Origin of the sequence: Sandaracinobacteroides saxicola (genome assembly GCF_014117445.1) — a bacterium.
GTDB classification, from domain to species: Bacteria; Pseudomonadota; Alphaproteobacteria; order Sphingomonadales; family Sphingomonadaceae; genus Sandaracinobacteroides_A; species Sandaracinobacteroides_A saxicola.
Genome location: NZ_CP059851.1, coordinates 2,366,859 through 2,387,824, shown reverse-complemented (window position 1 = coordinate 2,387,824; position 20,966 = coordinate 2,366,859). Strand labels below are relative to the sequence as shown.

The window sequence follows — 20,966 nt, the reverse complement described above, 5'->3', positions numbered from 1 at the left end:
GAACCTTCTGAGGAGATGGCCATGCCCCGGTTGATGCTGCAACGGTTGAGCGTGACGGCGATGATGCTGTTGGCGGGTGCGCCGGCAATGGCGCAGGATGCGACGGCGCCATCCGCGGACATGCGGATGTGGGCGACGGCGATCGCCGGCGCGGTGCTGGTGGCGCTGTCGATGCGGCGCGGTCAGGCGGCGCGGGAGGATTGACGCGCGAAGGGGCGCCGGGTTGCCCCGACGCCCCTTCTGTGGACGGGATCAGCCGCGCGCGACGTTGCGCCGGCGGAGCGTAGCCTTATTGCGCTGCACGGACCCTGCGGCGTGCAGCGATGCCCACGAGGCCGAAGCCGGCAATCAGCATGGCCCAGGTGGCGGGTTCCGGCACGGCGCCGCCATTGTCCGCGGTGCCGAAGAAGGCGATGTGCGACAGGGCGTGCGCGTTGCGGCGGAAGGGGATGTCGAGGGTGTTCCAGAGGCCGGAACTGGAAATCTGCGCCAGCTTATACAGCACGAACTGGTTGCTGGCCTTCACGCCGATGAAATCGATCTTGTAGCCGGGCGTGGACCAGGTGCCGGATGCCGTGTTGGCGCCGGTGAAGCTGACACCGCTGGGCAGGCCGGCGTTGGTGTCGAAGAGATAGTTCAGCGTGATGTCCGGATTGGCGGCCGGGTGGCTGTTGTTGAAATTATTGTAGGCCGTTTGCGTGTCGCCGACGCTGTTGACGGCAATGTTGCCGTTGAACAGGCAGCCCTTCGGGTGCGTGACGCTGATGCAGTTGGCGGCGACGACGCTGACCGCGGCACTGGCGGGCGCGGCGACCATGGCCGCGGCAAAGGCCGCGCCGATGATGGCGAATGATTTCATGAGTGACCCTTTCGACCCTGTTGTGCGGCCGGCTTCCCCCGATCGCGTGACGGATTTATGACATGGTGACGGTCAATTGCAATCGGTTGCGTGGTTAACAGTGTGAATTATCGTGCGGAGCGACATTCAGGTACGCGGCAGCATGGCGCCCAGTTGCCGGCCGCCAAAGAGATGGACGTGCAGGTGCGGCACTTCCTGATGGCCGTGGCCGCCGATGTTGGAGAGGATGCGATAGCCGGGGTCGGTGAGGGCGAGCAGGTCGGCGGTGATGCCGACGGCGCGCCACAGGCCGGCGATCTCGGCATCGCTGGCGTGGACGGTGAAGTCGGCCAGGCTGACATAGGCGCCGCGCGGGATCACCAGCGCGTGCACCGGGGCCTGCGGATTGATGTCGTGGAAGGCGAGGGCGTGCGCGTCCTGATAGATTTCGCGGCAGGGGATTTCGCCGCGCAGGATGCGGGCGAAGATGTTGGTGGGGTCATAGGGGTCGCGGGTGTTGACGGGCATGGGGTGCTCAACTTCCTGTCGCGCGTCGAAGAAGGGACAGTTCGGATTCGAGTTCGGCGACCCGCAAGCGAAGGCGGATCGCCTCGGCCTGAAAGGCGTCGCGCTGGGCCTCCATTCGCTCGAACAGCTGGTTGACGGCTTCCAGTTCGTCGGCCCGCTCCTGGGCTTCGCGCAGCGCGCGCTTGATTGAGCGGAGTTCCTTCTCGATCTCCGGAGTGGCGGCCCATTTAGCGATCCGGTCGATGACGAACTTGATGAGCCCGCCTGAAACGGGGTCGAGCGGCACCGGTCAGGCGGTCAGGCCGAAGTCTGCCAGCATGCGGTCGCCCTTGGCCACGCTTGCTTCCAGCCGGGTTCGCAAGTGGCGGGTCGCGCGGGCTTCGGCGGCCAGTGCATCCGACAGGGCGCGAACGAGCATGAGATCGTCGAGCGCCGCTGCGGCTGCCGGAGCGACACCCCGCGCCGCTTTGGATTTTGCCGGATGGAGGGACGGAACGGGAACGGCGAGGCGGCCGGTCATGCGATACTCCTTGGCGACAGGCTGGAGAATAGGAACTGGGGGGTGAGAGGTCAAGGCGTGTCGCGGCGGGGAAGGGCGTTGGGGCGGGCAGCTTTTTCGGTGAGGCCGGAGGTGCCTTCGCGGCGGGCGAGTTCGGCCATGACCGATGCCAGTGGAATGTCGCGTTCAGCGAGCACGAGCAGCAGGTGGAAGAGGAGGTCAGCGGCTTCGGCGGTGAGGGCGGTGTCGTTCTCGCTGAGGGCGGCGATGACGGTTTCGGTGGCCTCCTCGCCCAGTTTCTTGGCGATCTTGGCGCGGCCCTCATGCAGCAGGCGGGCGACGTAGCTGGTGGCGGGGTCGGCGGTGCGACGGGCGCGGATGGTGTCGTCCAGACGAGCGAGCGGGCCGAGGTCGGTCATGCGGCCAGGTTTCGCACGGGGACGCCGGCGGCGGCAAGGGCTGCGCGGGCCTGGGCGATGCTGGCTTCGCCAAAGTGGAACAGGCTGGCGGCGAGGACGGCCGACGCGTGGCCCTGGGTGACACCTCGCACGAGGTCGTCGAGGGTGCCGACGCCGCCCGAGGCGACGACGGGGACAGGGACGGCATCGGCGACGGCGCGGGTGAGGGCGAGGTCATAGCCGTCGCGGGTGCCGTCCCGGTCCATGCTGGTCAGCAGGATTTCGCCGGCGCCGAGGCTGGCGACCTGTTGCGCGAAGGCGACGGCGTCGATGCCGGTGGCGCGCCGGCCGCCGTGGGTGAAGATGTGCCAGCGGCCGGGGGCGACGGCTTTCGCGTCGATGGCGACCGTGATGCATTGCTGGCCGAAGCGTTCGGCCAGTTCCGCCACCAGCCGAGGATTGGCGACGGCGGCGCTGTTGATGCTGACCTTGTCCGCGCCGGCGAGGAGAAGCGCGCGGACGTCCTCGGCTGTGCGGACGCCGCCGCCGACGGTCAGCGGCATGAAGCAATGGTCCGCGGTGCGGGCGACGATGTCGAGGAGGGTGCCACGGCCCTCGTGGCTGGCGCTGATGTCGAGGAAGGTGAGTTCGTCGGCGCCTTGCGCTTGGTAGCGGATGGCGGCCTCGACGGGGTCGCCGGCGTCGCGCAGGCCCTCGAAGTTGACGCCTTTCACGACGCGACCGTCCTTCACGTCGAGGCAGGGAATGATGCGGGTGGCGAGGGTCATGGGTGGCGGGCCGATGGCGGGTTGGCGGTGAGATTGTCGCTCGCTTTGCTCGCACCCACCCCCGACCCCTCCCTTCTCCGCGTCACCCGGGGTCCCCACGAACTTTGTTCGTGGGGTGGGGCGGGAGGGAGGGGAGGCGCGATGATGATTACACCGGTCATGCGGCCGCCAGCGCGGCTGCGAGGGTGAGGCGGCCGTCGTAGAGGGCGCGGCCGGTGATGACACCTTCGATGTTGGGGTGGGCTTTCAGCGCGTGGATGTCGTCGAGGCCGGCGACGCCGCCGCTGGCGATGACGGGAATGGCGACGGTGGCGGCGAGCGCGGCGGTCGCCTCCACATTGACGCCTTTCAGCAGGCCGTCGCGGGCGACGTCGGTGAACAGGAGGGCGGCGACACCGGCATCCTGGAAACGGTTCGCGACGTCTGCGGCGGTGAGGGTGGAGACGCTGGCCCAGCCGCGGGTGGCGACCATGCCGCCGACGGCATCAACGGCGACGACGATCCGGCCGGGGTGGGCGCGGGCGGCGGCGCGGACGAGCTGGGGGTTGTCGAGCGCGGCGGTGCCGATGACGACGCGGGCGACGCCGAGCGCCAGCCAATGCTCGATGATGGCGAGGCTGCGGATGCCGCCGCCGACCTGGACCTGGGCGGTGGTCGCCTTCAGGATGGCCTCGACCGCGGCGCCGTTGCGGCTTTCGCCGGCGAAGGCGCCATCGAGATCGACGACATGGAGCCAGCGGGCGCCGGCGGCGCGGAAGGCGGCGGCCTGGGCGGCGGGGTCATCGCCATAGACGGTGGCGCGCGCCATGTCGCCTTCGGCAAGACGGACGACCTGGCCGGCCTTGAGGTCGATGGCGGGGTAGATGGTGAGGGTCATGGGCGCCAGTTCAGCCAACGGGTGAGGAGGGCAAGGCCATAGGCTTGCGACTTTTCCGGGTGGAATTGGACGCCCAGCAGGTTGGCGCGGCCGATGGCGGCGACGATTGCCTCGCCATGGGTGGTGGTGGCGAGGATGTGCGCGGGGTCGGCCGTGCGGACAACATAGCTGTGAACGAAATAGGCACCGCCTGTTTCGACCAGGTTCGGGCCAGTGGCCGTGACCATGTTCCAGCCCATATGGGGGATTTTGAGCGCGGGGTCGGCAGGGGTGAGCCGCTCGACATGGCCGGGTATCCAGCCCAGCCCCGCGTGCGCGCCATATTCGCGGCCTTCGTCCGCCATCAGCTGCATGCCGACGCAGATGCCGAGGAAGGGACGGGCGTTGGCGATGACGGCATGAGTGAGGGCGGGTTCGAGGCCGGGGACGGCGCGCAGGGCCCCGGCGCAGGCGCCGAAGGCGCCGACGCCGGGGAGCACGATACGGTCGGCGCGGGCGACGATATCGGGATCGGCGGTGACGGTGACGCGCGGGGCACCGGCGGCGAGGAGGGCTTTTTCGACCGAGCGCAGGTTGCCGGCGCCGTAGTCGACGAGGACGGTGTCAGACACCACCGAGACTGCCCTTGGTGCTGGGGATGGCGTCGGCCTTGCGCGCATCGATGCTGACGGCGGTGCGGAGCGCCCGGGCGACGCCCTTGAAGCTGCTTTCGACGATGTGGTGGTTGTTGACGCCGTAGAGGTTCTCGATGTGCAGCGTGATGCCGGCGCTGCCGGCGAGCGCGTGGAAGAACTCCTTCACCAGCTCGCTGTCGAGCGTGCCCAGTTTGGGCTGGGTGAAGGCGACCTTCCAGACGAGGTAGGGGCGGCCGGAGATGTCGAGCGCGACGCGCGTGAGGGTTTCGTCCATCGGGATCAGGGCGTCGCCATAGCGGGTGATGCCGGCGCGGCTGCCGAGGGCGCGGGCGATCGCCTCGCCGATGGCGATGCCGCAATCCTCTGTGGTGTGGTGGCCATCGATATGGAGGTCGCCCGTTGCCTGCAGGTCGAGGTCGATGAGGCTGTGGCGGCTGAGTTGTTCGAGCATGTGATCGAGGAAGCCGATGCCGGTGCTGACCGTGTAGAGGCCCGTGCCGTCGAGGTTGACGGTGACGCTGATACTGGTTTCGGAGGTGGCACGGGTGACGGTGGCGGTGCGCATGGCTGACCCTTTCCTGGGCCGCGGGTTAGGGGAAGCGGGCGGGGGGTGCAAGCGGCGGGAGGCGCGCGGCTTCGTTCGCCAGGAGGCGGCGCCATTGGTCGAGCGCGGTTTCGCGGCTGAAATGCGACGCGCGGGTGCCGGGGCGGATGGCTTCGGCGCCCGTTTGCAGGAGGAGCGCCTGCGCCAGCGCCGCGGGATCACCGGGCGGGACCAGCAGGCCGTGGGCGCCATGGTCGAGGACGGTGACGGCATTGCCGGCGGTGCGGCTGGCGACGATGGGCGTGTTGAGCGCGAGGGCTTCGAGCAGGGCGTTGGAGGCACCTTCCCACAGGCTGGGGAGGCCGAAGACCGCGGCGCGGGCGAGGAGCGGCATGGGGTTGGGGAGGCTTCCGGGGAGGCTGACCCAGCCGGTGAGGCCGAGAGCGGCGACCTGGGCGTCGAGGGCGGGGCGTTGCGGGCCGTCACCGAGGATGAGGAGGCGGAGCGCACGCTGCCGGCGGAGGAGCGCAAAGGCGGCGATGAGGGTGGCGAAATCCTTTTGCGGCGTCAGGCGGCCGATGCCGATGATGAAGGGTGGACCCTGGTCGGTGGCCCAGGGGTGTGGGCAGGGCAGGGCGGCGGCGCCGCGAGTGGCGGCGATGTCGATGCTGTTCGGGATGAGAGTGAGGGGGATGGCGGCGAGGCGCGGGTCGGCGGCCAATGGCTGGCTGACGGCGATCAGGTGGTCGGCGCTGTGGCGCAGCAGGGCGAGTTGCGCGCTGTCGGCCAGCGGTTTCCACCAGCGGCGGCGGCCCCGGGAATCGCGGTGGTCGATGTCGTTGGAGAAGCGGTAGAGGCGGCGGAGGTGGGGCAGGCCGGCGAGGGCGGCGAAGAAGAAGGGATGGCCGCGATTGCCGGCGGAGAGGGCGAGGGCGGGGCTGAGGGCGCGGGCGAGGGTGCGCAAGCGGTGGGCGGCGCGGGGGCCGTGGCCGCCGAGATCGATGGCGCCGGCGGCTTCGGCAGCAAGCGTGCCGGTGGCGCGGCCGGTGGCCAGCGTGATGTCGTGGTCGCTGGCAAGGGCGGCAGCAAGCGCCAGGGCGTTGCGGGTGACGCCGGTGGCGGAGAGGTCGTGGAGGTAGAGGAGGAGGCGCGCCACGCCCCTATTCTGCCGGCGGAGGGAGGAGTTCGGGGGCGGTGGGGGGGCGGAGGGTGGCTTCGATGAGCTTGGTTTCGGGGAGGTCCTTCTTGCCGGTTTCGACGCCCATGTCGGGGAGGCGGCGCGCCTTGGGCAGGACGTTGCGTTCGAGCGAGGCGACGAAGTCGTTGTAGTTGCCGACGCTTTGGGTGAGGTTCCGCCCCAGTTTCTGGACATGCTCGGCCATGGTGCTGATGGCGGCGTAGAGCCGGCCGGCTTCCTCGCCGATCTCTGCCGCCTGGCGGGCCAGCGTTTCCTGTTTCCAGACCATCGAGACGGTGCGGGCGAGCGCCAGGAGGTTGGTGGGGCCGGTGAGGATGACGCGGCGGTCCATCGCCCAGCCGAGCAGGTCGAGGTCGGTTTCGAGCGCGGCGGAGAGGAAATTCTCGCCAGGGATGAACATGATGACGAAGTCCGCGCTGGCGGCGAATTCGGACCAGTAGGATTTGAGCGCCAGGCCCTGGGCATGGGCGCGAAACGCGGCGGCGTGACGGGCGAGGGCAGCGCGACGCTCCTCGTCACTGGTGGCGCCGGCGGCGGTGAGATAGTCATTGAGGCTGCATTTGCTGTCGATCACCAGCTCGCGACCGCCGGGGAGGTTGATGATGGCGTCGGGGCGTCTCTGCCGGCCGTCGTCGCCGGCCTGGCTGGTTTGCAGGGTGAAATCGATGCCCAGCCGCAGCCCGCCCAGTTCGAGCGTGCGTTGCAGCTGCTCCTCGCCCCAGCGGCCGGCGGTCTTGCCGCTGCTGCGCAATGCCGTGGCGAGACGGGCGGCTTCGTCGCGGACGGCGGCCTGGCCTTGCGCCACGTCGGCGAGCTGCTGGCGGAGGCCGCCATAGGCGTGGACGCGGGCTTCCTCGATGCTCTTGAGCTCGGTCTGGTAGCGGGTGAGGGTTTCGCTGACGGGGGTGAGCAGCTTTGCCAGCTCGGCGCGGCTGCTGGCGATATTCTGACCGGTTTCCTCGCGGTGGCGTTTCAGCGTTTCCTCGGCCTGGGCGTTGAAGCGCGTCTGCGCCGCGGCGAGGGCGTCGCCGGCGAGCTGCTGGAACTCGGTCTTCATGGCCAGGAGCTGGCGGGCGTGGGCGGCGTCGCGCTCCGCCTGGGTGGCCTGAAGCGCGGCCAGCGCGGTGGCATGGGTGGCGGCCTCGGCCTGCCAGCGGGCGGACTCGGTGCGCGCGGCGTCGCGTTCGGTACGGAGCGTGGCGAGGTCGCGGCCGCGCAGCACCCAGGCAAGGCCCGCGGCGATCAGCAGGGCGGCGACAGCGATGGCGAGGGCGACGGGATCCAACATGGAACAGGAGGTGAACGAAAGCAGGCGCAGGGTCAAGCCAGCCGATTGTCCCGCGAGACAGGAAGACGATCGTCCCGCGAGGCGGAAAGACGATCGTCCCGTTCGATGACGTTGACGAGGATGCCGTCCGGGTCGGCGCAGGTCATCTCGCGCTGGCCGCGCGTGGGGCTGACCTGGAGGAAGGTGGGCGGGCAGAGGATGCGGTGGCCGGCGGCGGTGAGGCGGGCGACGAGGGGGTCGAGGTCGGCGCAGTAGAAGACGAGGACGGCCTCGCCGACATTGACCCCTTCGGCGCGCTTGCGGACGCGGGCGGGGCGGGGGGTGACCTCGAACAGGCCGATCATGCCGAAGCTGGGACCGGGCACCTGGAGGATGCGCGCGCGGGTGCTGTCCGTCGCGCCGACGCCGATCAGCGCGGGGACGGCGGGGTGGTCGAGCGGGCCGTCCCAATAGCTGACGGTGAGACCGAGGATGTCGCGGTAGAAGGTGGTGGAGGCCTCGATGTCGGACACGAACAGGGCCGCTCGCACAAGCGCGCTGACGTTGCTGGCAGGGGGCGTGTCGGCAGATTGCAACTTGTTGTCCATGGGCGGGTTGATAATCTGTCTGCATGGCAATGGGGAGAGGAATGATGGGCCGACCGGTGGTGAGCGTGGCGACGGCGCTGGCGATGGTGACGGGGCAGCTGGGGTCGGTGGCGCTGCCGGTGGCGGTCGGCTCCTTGGCGCTGGCGGCGCCGGCGGCGGCGCAGCAGTGGCAGGAGATCGAATGCGCCAGCCGCGGGCGCGATCGGGCGGAATGCGCGCTGCCGCGCGGGGTGCAGCGGGTGGAACTGGTGCGGCAACTGAGCAGCAGCGCCTGCGTGGAGGGGCGCAGCTGGGGCACGCGGGCGAATTTCGGCGGCCCGGTGCTGTGGGTGGATGAGGGCTGCCGCGGGCGGTTCGCGCTGGTGGGGGCCGGCGGCGGTTGGGGCGGCGGTGGCAACCCGGGCTGGGGCGGGGGTCAGGGCGGCTATGCGGCGCAGCTGACCTGCGACAGCTATGGCAGCCGGCCGCGGCGGTGCGAGGCGCGGACGGACAATCGCGTGGCGTTGATGCAGGTGCGCGGCGGGCGCTGCGCCGAGGGGCGCGACTGGGGCTATGACGCGCGCTCGATCTGGGTGGACAATGGCTGCCAGGCGACCTTTGCCTATGGTTATGCGGGGGGAGGCGGCGGCAATTGGGGCGGGGGCTATCCGGGGGGCGGGAGTTTTGCCGCCGAGACGGATTGCCAGAGCTGGAACGGCACCTACCAGCGCTGCAACGTGAATACCGGCAACCGGGTGGGCATCGTGCGGGTCTATGCCGGGCAGTGCCGGGAGCGGCGCGACTGGGGTTATGACGACCGCTCGATCTGGGTGGACAATGGCTGCCGGGCGCGGTTCGGCTATCGCTATCAGGGCGGCGGCTATCCCGGTGGGCGGCCGGATGACGGCGGTTCGAACGCCGGCGGGGTGATCGCCGGCGTGGCGATCGCGGCGGGGCTGATCGCTTTGCTGGCGGCATCGGGAAAGAAAAGCGGCGGCGGCGGTGGTGCGCCGGCGTCGGTAAGCGCGGATTATGACCGGTTCCCGTCGGACGCACGGGAGGAGGCGCGGGCCTGCATGGCGGAGGCCGGGCGGCAGATCGGCGCGACAGGCGGCAGCCGTGTGGCGCTGAACCGGGTGGATGGTGTGGTGCGCAGCGGCCGGGGATACCGGATCGAGGCGCAATTGGCGGCGACGTACGATGGGCGGGCGCAAACTGTGACGATGCACTGCACCGCTGAGGGTAATCGGGTTTCTGCGTTTGATGTGAAGCGATGAATGACTATCTTCACCGGCATGGAAGCGAGGAGTTGACCATGGCGAAGAAGAAGACGGCGGGCGTGGACCTGGGGATCGACGAGAAGCAGCGGAAGGCGATCGCCGCCGGGCTTTCGACGCTGCTGGCGGATACCTACACGCTCTATCTGAAAACGCACAACTATCACTGGAACGTGACCGGGCCGCAGTTCAACACGCTGCACCTGATGTTCGAGACGCAGTATAATGAGCTGGCGCTGGCGGTGGACCTGATCGCGGAGCGGATACGCGCGCTGGATGAGTTTGCGCCGGGGAGCTATTCGGCGTTCGCCAAGCTGTCGAGCGTGAAGGAGGCCGATGGGGTGCCGACGGCGGAGGCGATGATCCGGGAGCTGGCGGCGGACCAACTGGCGGTGGTGCGGACGGCGCGGGCGGTGTTTCCGCTGGCGGATGCGGCGCATGACGAGCCGACGGCGGACCTGCTGACGCAGCGGATGCAGGTGCATGAGAAGACGGCGTGGATGCTGCGGGCGATGGTGGCGTAGGGCGCAGCGCGGCTGAAAATAGCGGTGCGAAGCCCGCTATTTTCAGACTCGCGCAAGCTTGGCCGGCGTGCGGTTTGCCGGTGACCAACCGACACGTCCGACAGCACGGCTTTGCCGTGCTTTTTTTCGTTCCTTTCTCCTTCCGCACTCTGCAGCCCGACTGCTGTTCGTTTCGCGCGGCTTGGCCGCGCAGGGGCTGCTCTTTTGTTGCAAGCAGGAAATATGGAAGGTTTTGCGCAAAAAGTGACAGCCTGAATCAAGGAGTTAGCGGTTTTCGGGGTTTTGGGCGGGTCGTGCGCGGCTTTCATACTGTTGGAGAGCGACTCGATTAATGCCAATATGGTTATCATATTGATGCGTTCAAGGCAAGCGATTCGGTGCGTTGCCTGCGCGCATCGAGCTCGCCCGAGGCTCGCACCCGCACCCACCCCCAACCCCTCCCTTCTCCGCTGCGCGGGAGGGAGGGGAGGCGCCCACCCCCGCACGGCTGTCGCCGAGTCGCCGCTGACGCTTTGCGTCGTCTTTGACTCCCCGCTCTCCGCTGCGCGGGGCAGGAGGGGTATCAGACAAAGCAACGCCCGGTTTGCACCGGGCGTTGGAGGGTCAGGACTCAGAGGACTGGGGATGAGTTTTGCGGTGGGAGGCTTTCGCGAAGCTGAACGCCCGGGCGAGTTCGTGGAGGGCGAGGAGGAGCATGGCGAGGAGCAGCGGCGCCCAATAATAGATGAGGCGATAGGCGATCAGCGCCGACACCAGCGTGGCGCGGTCGACCTGGGGGAGGGCGACGAGCATCACCGCCTCGAACACGCCGAGGCCGCCCGGTGCATGGGTGATGAGGGCAACGACGATGGCGACCACATAGGCGGCGAGGAAGAGCGGGAAATGGGCGAGCATCGCCTGGGGCACGAGGACCAGCAGGGCGGCGGCGGCGACCGAGATGTCCAGCGCGGCGAGGGTGAACTGGATGAGCGCCTGGCGCAGCGTGGGGACGGGCAGCGTCCAGCCAAGGATGTTCAAGGGCGCGCTGTTGCCGGTGACGTGGCGGCGGTGGCAGAGCCAGAGGTAGAGGGCGATCGTTGTGAGAATCACGACGCCGATCGCGGCCTGCGCCGGGTAGGCGAGTTCATAATGATGGATGCGCAGCGCGCCGGGTTGCAGCGCCAGGATGACGCCGAGCAGCAGGAAGATGCCGAGCCAGAAGGTGACGCCGGCGATGACGACGATGCGGGCGATGTCGGCGGCGTCGAGGTTGGTGCCGCGATAGGCGCGCCAGCGGGCGGCGGCGCCGGTGATGGGAGCGAAGCCGAAATTGTGGCTGAAGGTGTAGCTGCTGAAGCTGCCCAGCGCGGCGCGCCAATAGGGTTGGGGCTTGCCGATGGAGCGCAGCGCGAGCACGTCGTAGCCGGTGAGTATCAGGTAGCTGAGGATGGTGAGGCCGACGCTGGCGAGAAGCTGCGCGGGGGTGATGCGGCGCAGCGCGGCGAGGATGTCGGCGGGGTGGAGGTTTTTCAGCAGCTCGTAGAGCGCGAAGCCGGCGATGGTGAGGACGAAGACCATCAGGCCGGCGCTGAGCTTGTTCTTGTGCGCGGCGAGGAAGGCGAGGAGACGCTGGAGGCGGGGGTCTAGGGTCACGGCGTTGTGCCCGCAGCGTGGGGCGGATTGCCCCCACCCCCGCTCGGCTGCGCCGGGTCGCCCCTCCCCTGAAGGGGAGGGGGGTTAGCGGGTGGCATAGTTGGCTTCGACCCAGTCCCGGTAGCTGCCGTCCATGACGGCGCGCCACCAGGGTTCGTTGGCGAGATACCAGGCCAGCGTGGCGGCGAAGCCGGTTTCGAAGCTGTGGGTGGCGCGGTAGCCCAGCGCATTTTCGATTTTCGTGCAGTCGATGGCGTAGCGGCGGTCGTGGCCGGGACGGTCGGTGACGAAGGTCTTCAGGCTGGCGGTGGGTTTGCCGCTGGCGGCGGGGGCATCGGGGAAGCGCTGCGCCAGCGCCGGGTCGGCGGCGAAGGCGGCGTCGACCGCAGAGCAGAGCGTGTCGATGACGGCGAGGTTGGCCATCTCCGCCCCGCCGCCGATGTTGTAGACCTCGCCGGGGGTGCCCTTTTCCAGGCAGAGGCTGATGCCGAGCGCATGGTCGGCGACGTGCAGCCAGTCCCGCACCTGTTGGCCGTCGCCGTAGATGGGGAGGTTGCGGCCGTGGAGGGCGTTCAGGATGAACAGCGGGATCAGTTTTTCCGGGAAATGGAAGGGACCGTAGTTGTTCGAGCAGTTCGACGTCGTCACCTGAAGCCCATAGGTGTGGTGATAAGCGCGGACGAGATGGTCGGAGGCGGCTTTCGACGCGCTGTAAGGGGAGTTGGGGGCGTAGGGGGTGGTTTCGCTGAAGGCGGGGTCTTGCGGCCCCAGGCTGCCATAGACTTCGTCTGTGGAGACATGGTGGAAGCGGTGGGGCTGGCCGCTGCCGGCGAGCCAGACGGCGCGGGCGGCTTTCAGCAGGCTGTGGGTGCCGATGATGTTGGTGTCGATGAAGGCGTCGGGGCCGAGGATCGAGCGGTCGACATGCGATTCGGCGGCGAAGTGGACGAGGGTGGTGACGGCGTGGTCGCGCAGCAGGGTTTCGACCAGCGCCTGGTCGCGGATGTCGCCGTGGACGAAGTGCGCGTTGCTGCCGGCGAGGTTGGCGCGGTTGCCGGCGTAGGTGAGCGCGTCGAGCACAACGATGGGGGTTTCGGGGTGCCGGGCTTCGTGGAAATGGACGAAGTTGCTGCCGATGAAGCCGGCGCCGCCGGTGACGAGAAGGGTCATGGGATTGTCTTTCGGAGCAGGTGCGGTGCGGCGAACCCCCCTCCCGCTCGCGGGCGCGGGTCGCCTCCCCCACAAGCGGGGGAGGGGCTTTGGGGCGGTTTATGCGGCATCGCGGATGTCTTGCAGGCAGAGGCGGAGTTCGGCGCGCCAGGGGAGGGCGGGGCCGGTGAGGGCCCAGGTATCGGTCTTGTCGAGGACGCTGTAGGCAGGGCGGCGGGCGGGGGTGGGGTAGTCGGTGGTGCGGATGGGAAGGATGGGGATGGCCGTGGCGAGGAGGCCGAGGGCGAGGGCTTCTTCCTGGATGGCGACGGCGAAATCATACCAGCTGCAGACGCCGGCGTCCGTCCAGTGGAAGATGCCGCGCGCGTTGGCGGCGGCGAGGGCCCAGAGCGCGCGGGCGAGGCCGGTGGCGTGGGTGGGGGTGCCGACCTGATCGGCGACGACGCGCAATTCGGGGCGTTCGCGCATCAGACGCAGCATGGTGTGGACGAAGTTGTTGCCCTTCGCGGCATAGACCCAGGCGGTGCGGACGATGAGGGCGTCGGGGTTGGCCAGCGCCGCGGTTTCGCCGGCGCGTTTGGTGGCGCCGTAGAGACCGAGGGGGTTGGGGGTGGCATCGGGCGGGTAGGGGGTGGAGGCGGTGCCGTCGAATACGAAGTCCGTGCTGATGTGGACCAGTTTGGCGCCGTGCGCTCGGGCAGCGGTGGCCAGCGTGGCGACGGCGGTGGCGTTGACGCGGTGGGCGGTGTCGGCGTCGGTTTCGGCCTTGTCCACCGCCGTGTACGCCGCGGCGTTGAACAGGTGGGTGGGGCGGGTTTCGGCGATGATCGCATCGACGGCGGCGGCGTCGAGGATGTCGAAGCGGGCTTCATCGGGGGCGATGACGGTGGCGCCGGCGGGGGCGGTGGCCTGCAGCGCGCGGCCGAGCTGGCCGGCGGCACCGGCGATGAGGGCGATCATGCGAAGGTCTCCGCGTCGGCGAGCAGGGGGGCGGCGGCGTCCTTGGCGCTGAGTTCGGGGGGGAGGCCCTCGAACGGCCAGTCGATGGCGAGCGCCGGATCGTCCCAGCGGATCGCGCGGTCGGAGGGGGCGTGCCAGAGCGTGGTGCATTTGTAGAGGAAGTCGGCGCTGTCGGTGACCACCAGGAAGCCGTGGGCGAAGCCGGGGGGGACGTAGAGCATCTGGTGGTTTTCGGCGCTGAGGAGCGCGCCGCACCAGCGGGCATAGGTGGGGGAGGACCGGCGGATGTCGACGGCGACGTCGAACACGGCGCCGCTGGTGACGCGCACCAGCTTTCCCTGCGGGTTGGTGAGCTGATAGTGGAGGCCGCGCAGCACGCCCCGGCGCGAGCGGCTGTGGTTGTCCTGTTGCCACTCGGTCGGCAGGCCGTGGATGGCGAAGGCGGCGCTGTTGAAGCTTTCCAGGAAGAAGCCGCGCTCGTCGCCGAACACGCGCGGCGTGATCAGCTTGACCTCGGGCAGGGCGAGGGGTTCGACGATCATCGCGCGGTCGCCAGCTGTTGCAGCAGATAGTCGCCGTAGCCGGATTTGCGCAGGGGCTCGGCGATGCGGGCGAGCTGGTCGGCGCTGATGAAGCCCTTGCGCCAGGCGATTTCCTCGGGGCAGGAGATTTTCAGGCCCTGCCGTTCCTCGACGATGCGGACGTAGAGGGCGGCATCGAGCAGGCTGGCGTGCGTGCCGGTGTCGAGCCAGGCGAAGCCGCGGCCCATCATTTCGACGTTGAGGCTGCCCGCCTCGAGATACATCCGGTTGAGGTCGGTGATTTCGAGTTCACCGCGGGGGGACGGCTTGATGGCGTGGGCGTAGTCAACGGCGCGCTCATCATAGAAATAGAGGCCGGTGACGGCGTAGTTGGATTTCGGCTGCGCCGGTTTTTCCTCGATGGTCTCGGCGCGCCCGTCGGCGCCGAAGCTGACGACGCCATAGGCCTGCGGATCCTTCACCCAATAGCCGAAGACGGTGGCGCCGGTGGTTCGCGCGTCGGCGCTGGCCAGCAGTTCGGGGAGGCCGTGGCCGTAGAAGATATTGTCGCCCAGGATCAGCGTGCTGGGGTGGCCGGCCACGAAATCCGCGCCGATGTGATAGGCCTGCGCCAGGCCGCCGGGGTGGGGCTGCACGGCGTATTGGATCGACAGGCCCCAATCGCTGCCGTCGCCGAACAGGCCCTGGAAGGCGGCGCTGTCGTGCGGCGTGGTGATGATCAGGATGTCGCGGATGCCGGCGAGCATGAGCACCGACAGCGGGTAGTAGATCATCGGCTTGTCATAGACCGGCATCAGCTGTTTGGAGACGGGTTTGGTGAGCGGGTAGAGGCGGGTGCCGCTGCCGCCGGCGAGGATGATGCCTTTGCGGTTGGTCATGATCGGGTTCCTGACGGTCTAACGGCGGTTCTGCAAGATGCGGCGGGCGGTGCCCAGGAAGGATTTCGCCTGTGCCCTGAGGGTGGCGGTGGCGGCCGCCGGCGCCAGCGCGAGGCCGTTCATGCGCGGGCGGGGCTGGGCGGTGACGGCCATGGCGGCGAGGCGGGAGACGAGGAGGCGGCGGCGGGTGGCTTGCGCCGGCTGCATCTTGACGATCTCGCCGATGGCGAGCGGCGCGGTTTCCAGGAGACCGGCGGCGACGGCATCGGTGATGAGGCGGTCGCCGAGCGGGGTGCGGGTGAGGATGAGGCTGCGGCCGTCGGCCTCGTCGAACGCCGGATAGCCGGTTTCGCCGCCATACCAGGCGTCGGCCGCGGCGACATCGGCGACGCCGCCGATCGCGTCGGGGCAGATCTTGCAGCGGAACTGCACCTCTTTCGACAGCACATCGCCCCAGCTTTGGGCGTAGCTGAGGCAGTGGGCGGTGCCGTCCGGGTGGCGGGCGGTGGCGAAACCGGGCCAGCCGTCGCCGCGATAGCGGAAATGGGTGATCGGTTGCTCGCCGGCGCCCATGCGGTCGATCAGGCGGTCGGTGCCGTCCTGGCTGGGTGTGCCGGCGCAGAAGAAGCTGAGCATGAGGGGGACGCGCGCGGCGATTGTCGGGTCGAGGCGGGTGAGTTGCCGCATGGCGCCGACGTCGCACGGCTTGCCGATGAACAGGATGCGGCCGGGGGTTTCCAGCTCCGCGCTGAGTTCGGCGAGCGGGGCGGCGGGGGCGTAGCGGGAGCCGGCGGCGCGCAGCACGTCGGCGCGGCCCGTCGAGCGGACGATGTGGGTGAGGAGCGGCGCGTCCGGGTCCATGGCGACATGAAGGATGCGGTCCACCAGGCCCGATTGCAGCGCGTGGAGGGCAAGGGCGGAGAGGACACCGCCCGAGGAGGCGGCGTGGCGCAGTTCGGCATCGGTCGAATGGCCGGTGAGGCAGCGGTGATAAGGGCCCCAGATCGGATCGCTGTGCGGGGCGGTTGCCCAGGGGGCGACGGTGGCGCCGGGACAGACGGCGGCGAGGCGGGCATCGCTTTCGGGGGAGACGGGGGCGCTGGCGTACGGGCGCCACCAGCCCTTCGCGTCGCGGGCGAGGTGGATGGCCGGTTCGAGGCCGGCGCAGGCGCCGCAACCGCTGCAGGCATGGCCGCGCATCACGCGGGCGAGGCTGGGGGGAAGCGGATGGGTCATCGCGGCAGGGTGGCGAAGATGTCGACAAGGGTGGCGGTATAGGTTTCGAGGCCGCGCTCCACGATGTCCGTGCCGCGCATGATGTCGGCGGCGAGCTGGGCGCGATTGTCGAACGCGTTCATGACATAGGCGACGGCGGCGTCGGTGGTGAGGCCCTTGACGGGCACGAGCCAGGGATAATCGAGGCCGCCGAACAGCCCCTCGAACTTTCGGCTGTAGCTGATGGGGACGACGGGCACGCCGGCGGAATAGGCGGCGATGGTGGCATGCATGCGCGCGCCGGCGAGGAAATCGAGGCCGGAGATGTGGGATTTGGCGGCCGATGGCGAGGCGAAATCGGGGACGCGGACGGTGGCCGGATAGCGGGCGTGCAGTGCATCGCAGGCGGCGCCGTCATCGTCGCGCGGGATTTCGGGCGCGTTGACGTGGGCGATCAGCTCGACGCTGAGGCCGGGGCGGGCGAGGAACGCCTCGATGAGCGCATGGGTGAAGGCCTTGTAGTCGATCTGGGTGCCGAACTGGTTGGTGCCGCTGTAGCCGCCGGCATAGAGCAGGCCGGAAATGTTGAGGCCGACGCGCGGGGTTGCGGCCTTTGGCGCGCGGTCGAACGGCAGGGCGAAGGCGACGTCCACCACCTGCGTTGCCGGCGTGCCGGGGGCGATGCGGGCGAGTTCGGCCATCGACAGCGGGTCGCGCGCGAAGACGGCGCGGCTGCGGCGGACCGCGGTGGCGGCGAGCGCGGTCTGCGGCTGCCTGCTGAACGGGCCGATGGTCTGCGGCGAGAGGATGAGCGGTCGGTTCGCCGCGAAGCACAGATATTTGCTGGCGAGCAGCATGGCGTAGCGTTTTGCCGGGTAGATGTCGGTGAAGCTGTCGCCGGCGCCGATGTCGAGCATGACGTCGAGATCGCGGATGGCGCCGAAGGCGGCGGTGGCGAGGAAGGCGAAATTGACGCCGTGCCGGCGGACGATGTCCTGGTGGATGTAGGGCGCGCGCTGGTCCAGGGGTTGGAACAGGTGGAAGCGGGGCGTGCGGCCGACGCGCGCGGCGGCGCGGCGGGCAAGTTCCATATTGCCGACGGTGAGCGCGCCGACGCCCAGATTGCCGTTGCAGTCGCTGTGCCAGGCAAGGCCGATGTCGATGGGATCTGAGGGCGGGACGGTCACGCGGGGCCTTTTCTGAACAGTTTCACGCCGATCACCCTTTCCACGATCAGGAAGGCACCAAGATGACGGACGACGACGGTGATGGTTGCAGCCCAGGCCGCGCCGACAGCGCCATAGCCCGGGATGAGCAGCGCGCAAGTGCCGATGCAGAGCGCCACGCCGAGCGCGGCGTAGGCGATGATCCAGCGCTGGTTGCCGGTCATGATGATGATGGTGCCGAGCGGCCCGGCGGCGAGGCGGACGAGCTGGCCCAGCGCCAGCACCTGGAGCGCGGTGGCGCCGGCGACGAACTCCGGACCGAACAGACGCATGAGGAGGCCGGGGGCGGCGAAGAAGGCGAGGAACAGCGGTGCCGACAGCAGCAGCATGGCGAGCGAGCCCTTGCGCGCGGTGGCGGCGATCTCCGCCATATCGCCGACCCGCGCCGCGGCGGCGATGCGCGGGCCGAGGATGGCGTCCATCGCAACCTGCACCAGGCCGGCAACGGCGACGAACTGCCAGGCGACCCGATAGATGCCGACCTCTCCGGCCGGCCAGTGGGCGCCGAGCGACACGGTGGTGAACCATTCGGTGAAGATGTTGGCGAGCGCCGACATCAGCACGGGCAGGCCGGCGAGCAGCAGCGGGGCGAGCGGCAGCAGCGGCAGCGCCGGCGCGGCGCGCGGTGCGCGGCGGCGCAGCAGCAGCCAGCCGGTGACGGCGCCGACGGTGAGCGCCGCGAGATAGAACCAGCCGACCTGGGTGAGGCCGGCGATCAGGCCGAGTGTCAGCGCGGCCGCGAGCGCGACCGCGGCGAGCCCGGTGCCGAGCGGTCCGTCCACCAGTTGCGAGGCGAAGACATGGCCATGGGCGCGCAGCACCACCGAGGCGAGCTTGACGAGGGTGAGCGGGAGGGCGGCCCAGAGCATGATGGCGAGAAGGGGCGCGACGTCGGGCTGGTCCAGCAGCCGGGTGGCGAGCGGCGTGCGCAGCAGCCAGAGCAGCAGCACCACCAGCGGCGCGGCGACCAGCAGCAGGCGGGTGACGGTGCGGACGGCGGCGTCGGCGGCGCGGCGGTCGCCGACCTTGAGGTCGCCGGCGACCAGCCGCAGCAGCTGGGTATCGAGGCCGAACAGCAGCAGCATGGCGAGGAAGGTGGTGGTGGTGACGGCGATGCCGAACAGCCCCGATCCGCGCGCGCCGAAATGATGGGCGATCAGCCAGCTGATGGCGAAGCTGGCGACGGCGCCGATGCCCTTCAGCGCGAAGACCGCGATGGCCTGGCCCCCCAGCCGGTCGAGCGAGAGCATGGCCCGAAGCCGGGCGGGGAGGCGGGTCATGGGATCAGGCGTCAGCTTTTGGGAACGATGTTCTGCGAGGCCTTTTCGGTGGGCGTCGCCAGCCGGTCCTGGCCATCCTTGGCGGCTTCATCGGCGACCTCGCTGGGTTTCGGACGCTGCGCCGGGCCGGCCGGCTTGGCGGCGGCGGGCGGCGCATAGCCGGCCTGGTAGGTGATCTTGTCCTTGGCCTTGTCGCGCAGCTGGCCGACCTGCTGTTGCAGGGTGCCGTTGACCTTGATCTGCATCAGGAAATTCTGCGCGAACGCCATGGCGCGCTCGCCGGTGAAGGGGATGGTGCGCAGTTCGGTGACCTTGTTGATCAGCACCACCGGCGCGGGCGCGCCCTGCGGCTGGTTGGCGAACATGAAGACCTCGTCCGGGTTCTTCTGAACCACCTTCACCACTTCATTGATGAAATCCGGGTTCGCCGACAGCGCGTCGAGCGAGGCGGGCTGGCGGCGATACTCGACATTGGCGTTGATCAGCACGCGCTCGACATCGGCCATGGTCTTGGCGCCGGCGAGCGGCAGCTGGTCGATGTTCTTGGGACGCAGGAACTGGATCTGGTCGAGGATGAAGAATTTCCGTTCCGAGAACAGGTTCGGATAATCGCGCATGAACTTCTCGGCTTCCTCGCGCGTTACCGGCGGGATGCCCTGGGTGATGGTCCTGAGGTAGCTCTGCACCAGCAGCTGCTCGTTGGCGCGGCGCTGCTGCATCAGGAAATCGGGGTTCTGGTCGAGCTTCTTTTCCTTGGCGACATCCATCAGCAGGCGGCGGGTGATGATGGATTGCAGCGCCTGCTGCTCGGCTGCCTTGCGCGGCGTGTTGGGCGGGAAGGGCGAGCCGGCGATTTCGGCGTTCAGCTCGTGGATGGTGATTTCCTCGCCGTTGACCGACGCGACGACCTGACCAGCGGGCTTGTCGCCGTCGCCCTTCTTGTCGCCGCAGGCGGCGAGCGCGATCGACGCGACGCCGATCAGCATGAGGGTGCGAAGTCTGGTTCCTGCGAGCATCTGTGCTGTCCTCCCTTTTGCCGGCAGCATAGGCAGCCGGCCGCTGTTGTAAATGCCGCGCCTGCCTATCGGCCGAGACCGAACAGCGCGCGGGTCATGATCCAGGCTTTCTTCGGCTGGCGGCGCAGCACCCGCCGGGCGATCTGCATCAGGCCGACAGGATATTGAAGCGGCCAGAGCAGCGGAAAATTGCGGCGGTAGAATTTCACGCGCGAGCGCATGAGATAATATTCGGACAGGTCGGACCGGTTGCCCTTCTTGCCGGAGGAGCCGATCGAACCGCCTTCCTTGTGATAGACGATGGCGCCATGGGCGAAGCCGATGGCGAAGCGGCCGCGGTTGCGCACGGACCAGTCCATCTCCTCGAAATAGAGGAAATAGCTTTCCTCCATGAAGCCGACGGTTTCGAGGAAGGCGCGGCTGACGACCAGGCTGGCGCCGAGGACGAAATCGGTTTCGCGCGCGACGCGCTGGGGATCGAAGGGCCGGTTGACCGGCTGGCCGCGACCGATCCCGTTGCTGGAGCCGGTGAGCATCCGGAAGCGGGAGCCGTTGAGCGCCTGGAAGGTGCCGGGGCGGTGATAATAGCGCACGACCGTTCCGCACATGCCGATGCGGTGGGTGGCATCCATGCGCGAGACGACCGCCCGGACGGCGCTTTTTTCGACCACCGTATCGTTGTTGAGACACCAGCAGTAGGCGATGGCCGGATCGATGAGCGCGTGGCGGAGGCCCAGATTGTTGCCGCCGGCAAAGCCGCGGTTGCTGCCGGCATCGATGATGGTGATCCCGTCGGCCACCGTGGTTGCCGCCTCGGCCTCCTGCGCGGACAGGCGGGTGATGGCGATGGGTTTGGGGAGCGGCGGCGTGGTCAGGCGACCGAGCGGCCCCGTGGGCGGCTGGTAGGGCAGCTCGCCCGATGCCCATTGCAGGATGGTTTCGATGGAACCATCCTCTGAGGCGTTGTCCACCAGGATGATCCGCGCGGGCGCATCCGATCGCAGCAGCGATTCGAGACATTCGATGCTGTTTTCAGCACTGTTCCAATTGATGATGACCACCGCGAGGCGCGGTCGAGTTGCAACAG

Annotated in this window: 24 protein-coding genes and 1 pseudogene; 3 read left to right on the top strand and 22 right to left on the bottom strand. The window is 69.0% G+C overall.

Annotated elements, in window-relative coordinates:
• The first annotated feature begins 21 nt into the window (after window positions 1-21).
• Complete coding sequence (locus H3309_RS12040) at window positions 22-204, top strand: hypothetical protein (RefSeq protein WP_182294938.1); 183 nt, start codon at window positions 22-24, stop codon at window positions 202-204.
• Between the two features lie 85 nt (window positions 205-289).
• Here H3309_RS12040 and H3309_RS17880 read toward each other — a convergent pair.
• From H3309_RS17880 to H3309_RS11980, 12 genes and pseudogenes are all read right to left on the bottom strand, one after another.
• Window positions 290-388, bottom strand: a pseudogene (locus H3309_RS17880) (PEPxxWA-CTERM sorting domain-containing protein); the annotation flags it as partial.
• Between the two features lie 597 nt (window positions 389-985).
• A complete protein-coding gene (locus H3309_RS12030) occupies window positions 986-1,366 on the bottom strand; it encodes an HIT domain-containing protein (RefSeq protein WP_182294937.1) in 381 nt (126 codons plus the stop codon).
• 7 nt (window positions 1,367-1,373) lie between these two features.
• The gene (locus H3309_RS12025) at window positions 1,374-1,652 is read right to left on the bottom strand and encodes a hypothetical protein (RefSeq protein WP_182294936.1); all 279 of its coding nucleotides are present in this window, start codon (window positions 1,650-1,652) and stop codon (window positions 1,374-1,376) included.
• Window positions 1,653-1,655: 3 nt separating this feature from the next.
• Window positions 1,656-1,886, bottom strand: coding sequence for a hypothetical protein (locus tag H3309_RS12020; RefSeq protein WP_182294935.1), 231 nt, complete (start codon window positions 1,884-1,886; stop codon window positions 1,656-1,658).
• A gap of 50 nt (window positions 1,887-1,936) precedes the next feature.
• Window positions 1,937-2,284, bottom strand: coding sequence for a phosphoribosyl-ATP diphosphatase (locus H3309_RS12015; protein WP_182294934.1), 348 nt, complete (start codon window positions 2,282-2,284; stop codon window positions 1,937-1,939).
• Window positions 2,281-3,051 (bottom strand): imidazole glycerol phosphate synthase subunit HisF, encoded by a 771-nt coding sequence (gene hisF, locus H3309_RS12010; RefSeq protein ID WP_182294933.1) that lies wholly within the window; start codon window positions 3,049-3,051, stop codon window positions 2,281-2,283. The genes H3309_RS12015 and hisF overlap by 4 nt, the downstream gene beginning before the upstream one ends.
• 157 nt (window positions 3,052-3,208) lie before the next feature.
• Window positions 3,209-3,928, bottom strand: a complete 720-nt coding sequence (hisA, locus tag H3309_RS12005; RefSeq protein WP_182294932.1) for a 1-(5-phosphoribosyl)-5-[(5-phosphoribosylamino)methylideneamino]imidazole-4-carboxamide isomerase — start codon at window positions 3,926-3,928, stop codon at window positions 3,209-3,211.
• Window positions 3,925-4,542 (bottom strand): imidazole glycerol phosphate synthase subunit HisH, encoded by a 618-nt coding sequence (gene hisH / locus H3309_RS12000; RefSeq protein ID WP_243453715.1) that lies wholly within the window; start codon window positions 4,540-4,542, stop codon window positions 3,925-3,927. Before hisH ends, hisA begins: the two co-directional genes overlap by 4 nt.
• Window positions 4,532-5,128 carry an imidazoleglycerol-phosphate dehydratase HisB gene (hisB, locus tag H3309_RS11995; RefSeq protein WP_182294930.1) on the bottom strand — a complete coding sequence of 199 codons (597 nt, stop codon included), beginning with the start codon at window positions 5,126-5,128 and terminating at the stop codon, window positions 4,532-4,534. The genes hisH and hisB overlap by 11 nt, the downstream gene beginning before the upstream one ends.
• Window positions 5,129-5,153: 25 nt before the next feature.
• Window positions 5,154-6,263 carry a glycosyltransferase gene (locus H3309_RS11990; RefSeq protein WP_182294929.1) on the bottom strand — a complete coding sequence of 370 codons (1,110 nt, stop codon included), beginning with the start codon at window positions 6,261-6,263 and terminating at the stop codon, window positions 5,154-5,156.
• A 4-nt stretch (window positions 6,264-6,267) separates the two neighbouring features.
• Window positions 6,268-7,593, bottom strand: coding sequence for a DNA recombination protein RmuC (locus H3309_RS11985; protein ID WP_182294928.1), 1,326 nt, complete (start codon window positions 7,591-7,593; stop codon window positions 6,268-6,270).
• A gap of 32 nt (window positions 7,594-7,625) precedes the next feature.
• Window positions 7,626-8,180, bottom strand: a complete 555-nt coding sequence (locus H3309_RS11980) for a VOC family protein (RefSeq protein ID WP_182294927.1) — start codon at window positions 8,178-8,180, stop codon at window positions 7,626-7,628.
• A 41-nt stretch (window positions 8,181-8,221) separates the two neighbouring features.
• Between H3309_RS11980 and H3309_RS11975 the strand changes: the two genes are divergently transcribed.
• The gene (locus tag H3309_RS11975) at window positions 8,222-9,436 is read left to right on the top strand and encodes a DUF3011 domain-containing protein (RefSeq protein ID WP_182294926.1); all 1,215 of its coding nucleotides are present in this window, start codon (window positions 8,222-8,224) and stop codon (window positions 9,434-9,436) included.
• A 38-nt stretch (window positions 9,437-9,474) separates the two neighbouring features.
• Window positions 9,475-9,960 carry a Dps family protein gene (locus H3309_RS11970; RefSeq protein ID WP_182294925.1) on the top strand — a complete coding sequence of 162 codons (486 nt, stop codon included), beginning with the start codon at window positions 9,475-9,477 and terminating at the stop codon, window positions 9,958-9,960.
• A 603-nt stretch (window positions 9,961-10,563) separates the two neighbouring features.
• On the opposite strand, the gene H3309_RS11965 is transcribed toward H3309_RS11970, so the two are convergent.
• The 10 genes from H3309_RS11965 to H3309_RS11920 form a co-directional block, all read right to left on the bottom strand.
• The gene (locus H3309_RS11965) at window positions 10,564-11,592 is read right to left on the bottom strand and encodes a lysylphosphatidylglycerol synthase domain-containing protein (protein WP_182294924.1); all 1,029 of its coding nucleotides are present in this window, start codon (window positions 11,590-11,592) and stop codon (window positions 10,564-10,566) included.
• Between the two features lie 84 nt (window positions 11,593-11,676).
• Window positions 11,677-12,762 (bottom strand): dTDP-glucose 4,6-dehydratase, encoded by a 1,086-nt coding sequence (gene rfbB / locus H3309_RS11960; protein WP_182294923.1) that lies wholly within the window; start codon window positions 12,760-12,762, stop codon window positions 11,677-11,679.
• Window positions 12,763-12,861: 99 nt separating this feature from the next.
• Window positions 12,862-13,722, bottom strand: coding sequence for a dTDP-4-dehydrorhamnose reductase (rfbD, locus tag H3309_RS11955; protein ID WP_182294922.1), 861 nt, complete (start codon window positions 13,720-13,722; stop codon window positions 12,862-12,864).
• On the bottom strand, window positions 13,719-14,264 hold the full coding sequence (gene rfbC, locus H3309_RS11950; protein ID WP_182294921.1) for a dTDP-4-dehydrorhamnose 3,5-epimerase: 546 nt from the start codon (window positions 14,262-14,264) through the stop codon (window positions 13,719-13,721). Before rfbC ends, rfbD begins: the two co-directional genes overlap by 4 nt.
• Window positions 14,261-15,142 (bottom strand): glucose-1-phosphate thymidylyltransferase RfbA, encoded by an 882-nt coding sequence (rfbA, locus tag H3309_RS11945; RefSeq protein WP_182294920.1) that lies wholly within the window; start codon window positions 15,140-15,142, stop codon window positions 14,261-14,263. Before rfbA ends, rfbC begins: the two co-directional genes overlap by 4 nt.
• 18 nt (window positions 15,143-15,160) lie before the next feature.
• Window positions 15,161-16,378 carry a Coenzyme F420 hydrogenase/dehydrogenase, beta subunit C-terminal domain gene (locus H3309_RS11940; RefSeq protein WP_182294919.1) on the bottom strand — a complete coding sequence of 406 codons (1,218 nt, stop codon included), beginning with the start codon at window positions 16,376-16,378 and terminating at the stop codon, window positions 15,161-15,163.
• Complete coding sequence (locus tag H3309_RS11935) at window positions 16,375-17,544, bottom strand: polysaccharide pyruvyl transferase family protein (protein ID WP_182294918.1); 1,170 nt, start codon at window positions 17,542-17,544, stop codon at window positions 16,375-16,377. The genes H3309_RS11940 and H3309_RS11935 overlap by 4 nt, the downstream gene beginning before the upstream one ends.
• Entirely contained in the window at window positions 17,541-18,863 is a 1,323-nt protein-coding gene (locus tag H3309_RS11930) for a lipopolysaccharide biosynthesis protein (RefSeq protein ID WP_182294917.1), read from the bottom strand. Before H3309_RS11930 ends, H3309_RS11935 begins: the two co-directional genes overlap by 4 nt.
• Before the next feature lie 11 nt (window positions 18,864-18,874).
• On the bottom strand, window positions 18,875-19,879 hold the full coding sequence (locus tag H3309_RS11925) for a hypothetical protein (protein ID WP_182294916.1): 1,005 nt from the start codon (window positions 19,877-19,879) through the stop codon (window positions 18,875-18,877).
• Between the two features lie 65 nt (window positions 19,880-19,944).
• The gene (locus H3309_RS11920) at window positions 19,945-20,940 is read right to left on the bottom strand and encodes a glycosyltransferase family 2 protein (protein WP_182294915.1); all 996 of its coding nucleotides are present in this window, start codon (window positions 20,938-20,940) and stop codon (window positions 19,945-19,947) included.
• Window positions 20,941-20,966: the final 26 nt, after the last annotated feature.

Coding starts and splice junctions, on each gene's coding strand:
- H3309_RS12040 (WP_182294938.1), top strand. CDS start 22: ATGCCCCGGTTGATGCTGCAACGGTTGAGCGTGACGGCGATGATGCTG.
- H3309_RS12030 (WP_182294937.1), bottom strand. CDS start 1,366: ATGCCCGTCAACACCCGCGACCCCTATGACCCCACCAACATCTTCGCC.
- H3309_RS12020 (WP_182294935.1), bottom strand. CDS start 1,886: ATGACCGGCCGCCTCGCCGTTCCCGTTCCGTCCCTCCATCCGGCAAAA.
- H3309_RS12015 (WP_182294934.1), bottom strand. CDS start 2,284: ATGACCGACCTCGGCCCGCTCGCTCGTCTGGACGACACCATCCGCGCC.
- hisF (WP_182294933.1), bottom strand. CDS start 3,051: ATGACCCTCGCCACCCGCATCATTCCCTGCCTCGACGTGAAGGACGGT.
- hisA (WP_182294932.1), bottom strand. CDS start 3,928: ATGACCCTCACCATCTACCCCGCCATCGACCTCAAGGCCGGCCAGGTC.
- hisB (WP_182294930.1), bottom strand. CDS start 5,128: ATGCGCACCGCCACCGTCACCCGTGCCACCTCCGAAACCAGTATCAGC.
- H3309_RS11985 (WP_182294928.1), bottom strand. CDS start 7,593: ATGTTGGATCCCGTCGCCCTCGCCATCGCTGTCGCCGCCCTGCTGATC.
- H3309_RS11980 (WP_182294927.1), bottom strand. CDS start 8,180: ATGGACAACAAGTTGCAATCTGCCGACACGCCCCCTGCCAGCAACGTC.
- H3309_RS11975 (WP_182294926.1), top strand. CDS start 8,222: ATGATGGGCCGACCGGTGGTGAGCGTGGCGACGGCGCTGGCGATGGTG.
- H3309_RS11970 (WP_182294925.1), top strand. CDS start 9,475: ATGGCGAAGAAGAAGACGGCGGGCGTGGACCTGGGGATCGACGAGAAG.
- rfbB (WP_182294923.1), bottom strand. CDS start 12,762: ATGACCCTTCTCGTCACCGGCGGCGCCGGCTTCATCGGCAGCAACTTC.
- rfbD (WP_182294922.1), bottom strand. CDS start 13,722: ATGATCGCCCTCATCGCCGGTGCCGCCGGCCAGCTCGGCCGCGCGCTG.
- rfbC (WP_182294921.1), bottom strand. CDS start 14,264: ATGATCGTCGAACCCCTCGCCCTGCCCGAGGTCAAGCTGATCACGCCG.
- rfbA (WP_182294920.1), bottom strand. CDS start 15,142: ATGACCAACCGCAAAGGCATCATCCTCGCCGGCGGCAGCGGCACCCGC.
- H3309_RS11940 (WP_182294919.1), bottom strand. CDS start 16,378: ATGACCCATCCGCTTCCCCCCAGCCTCGCCCGCGTGATGCGCGGCCAT.
- H3309_RS11930 (WP_182294917.1), bottom strand. CDS start 18,863: ATGACCCGCCTCCCCGCCCGGCTTCGGGCCATGCTCTCGCTCGACCGG.
- H3309_RS11925 (WP_182294916.1), bottom strand. CDS start 19,879: ATGCTCGCAGGAACCAGACTTCGCACCCTCATGCTGATCGGCGTCGCG.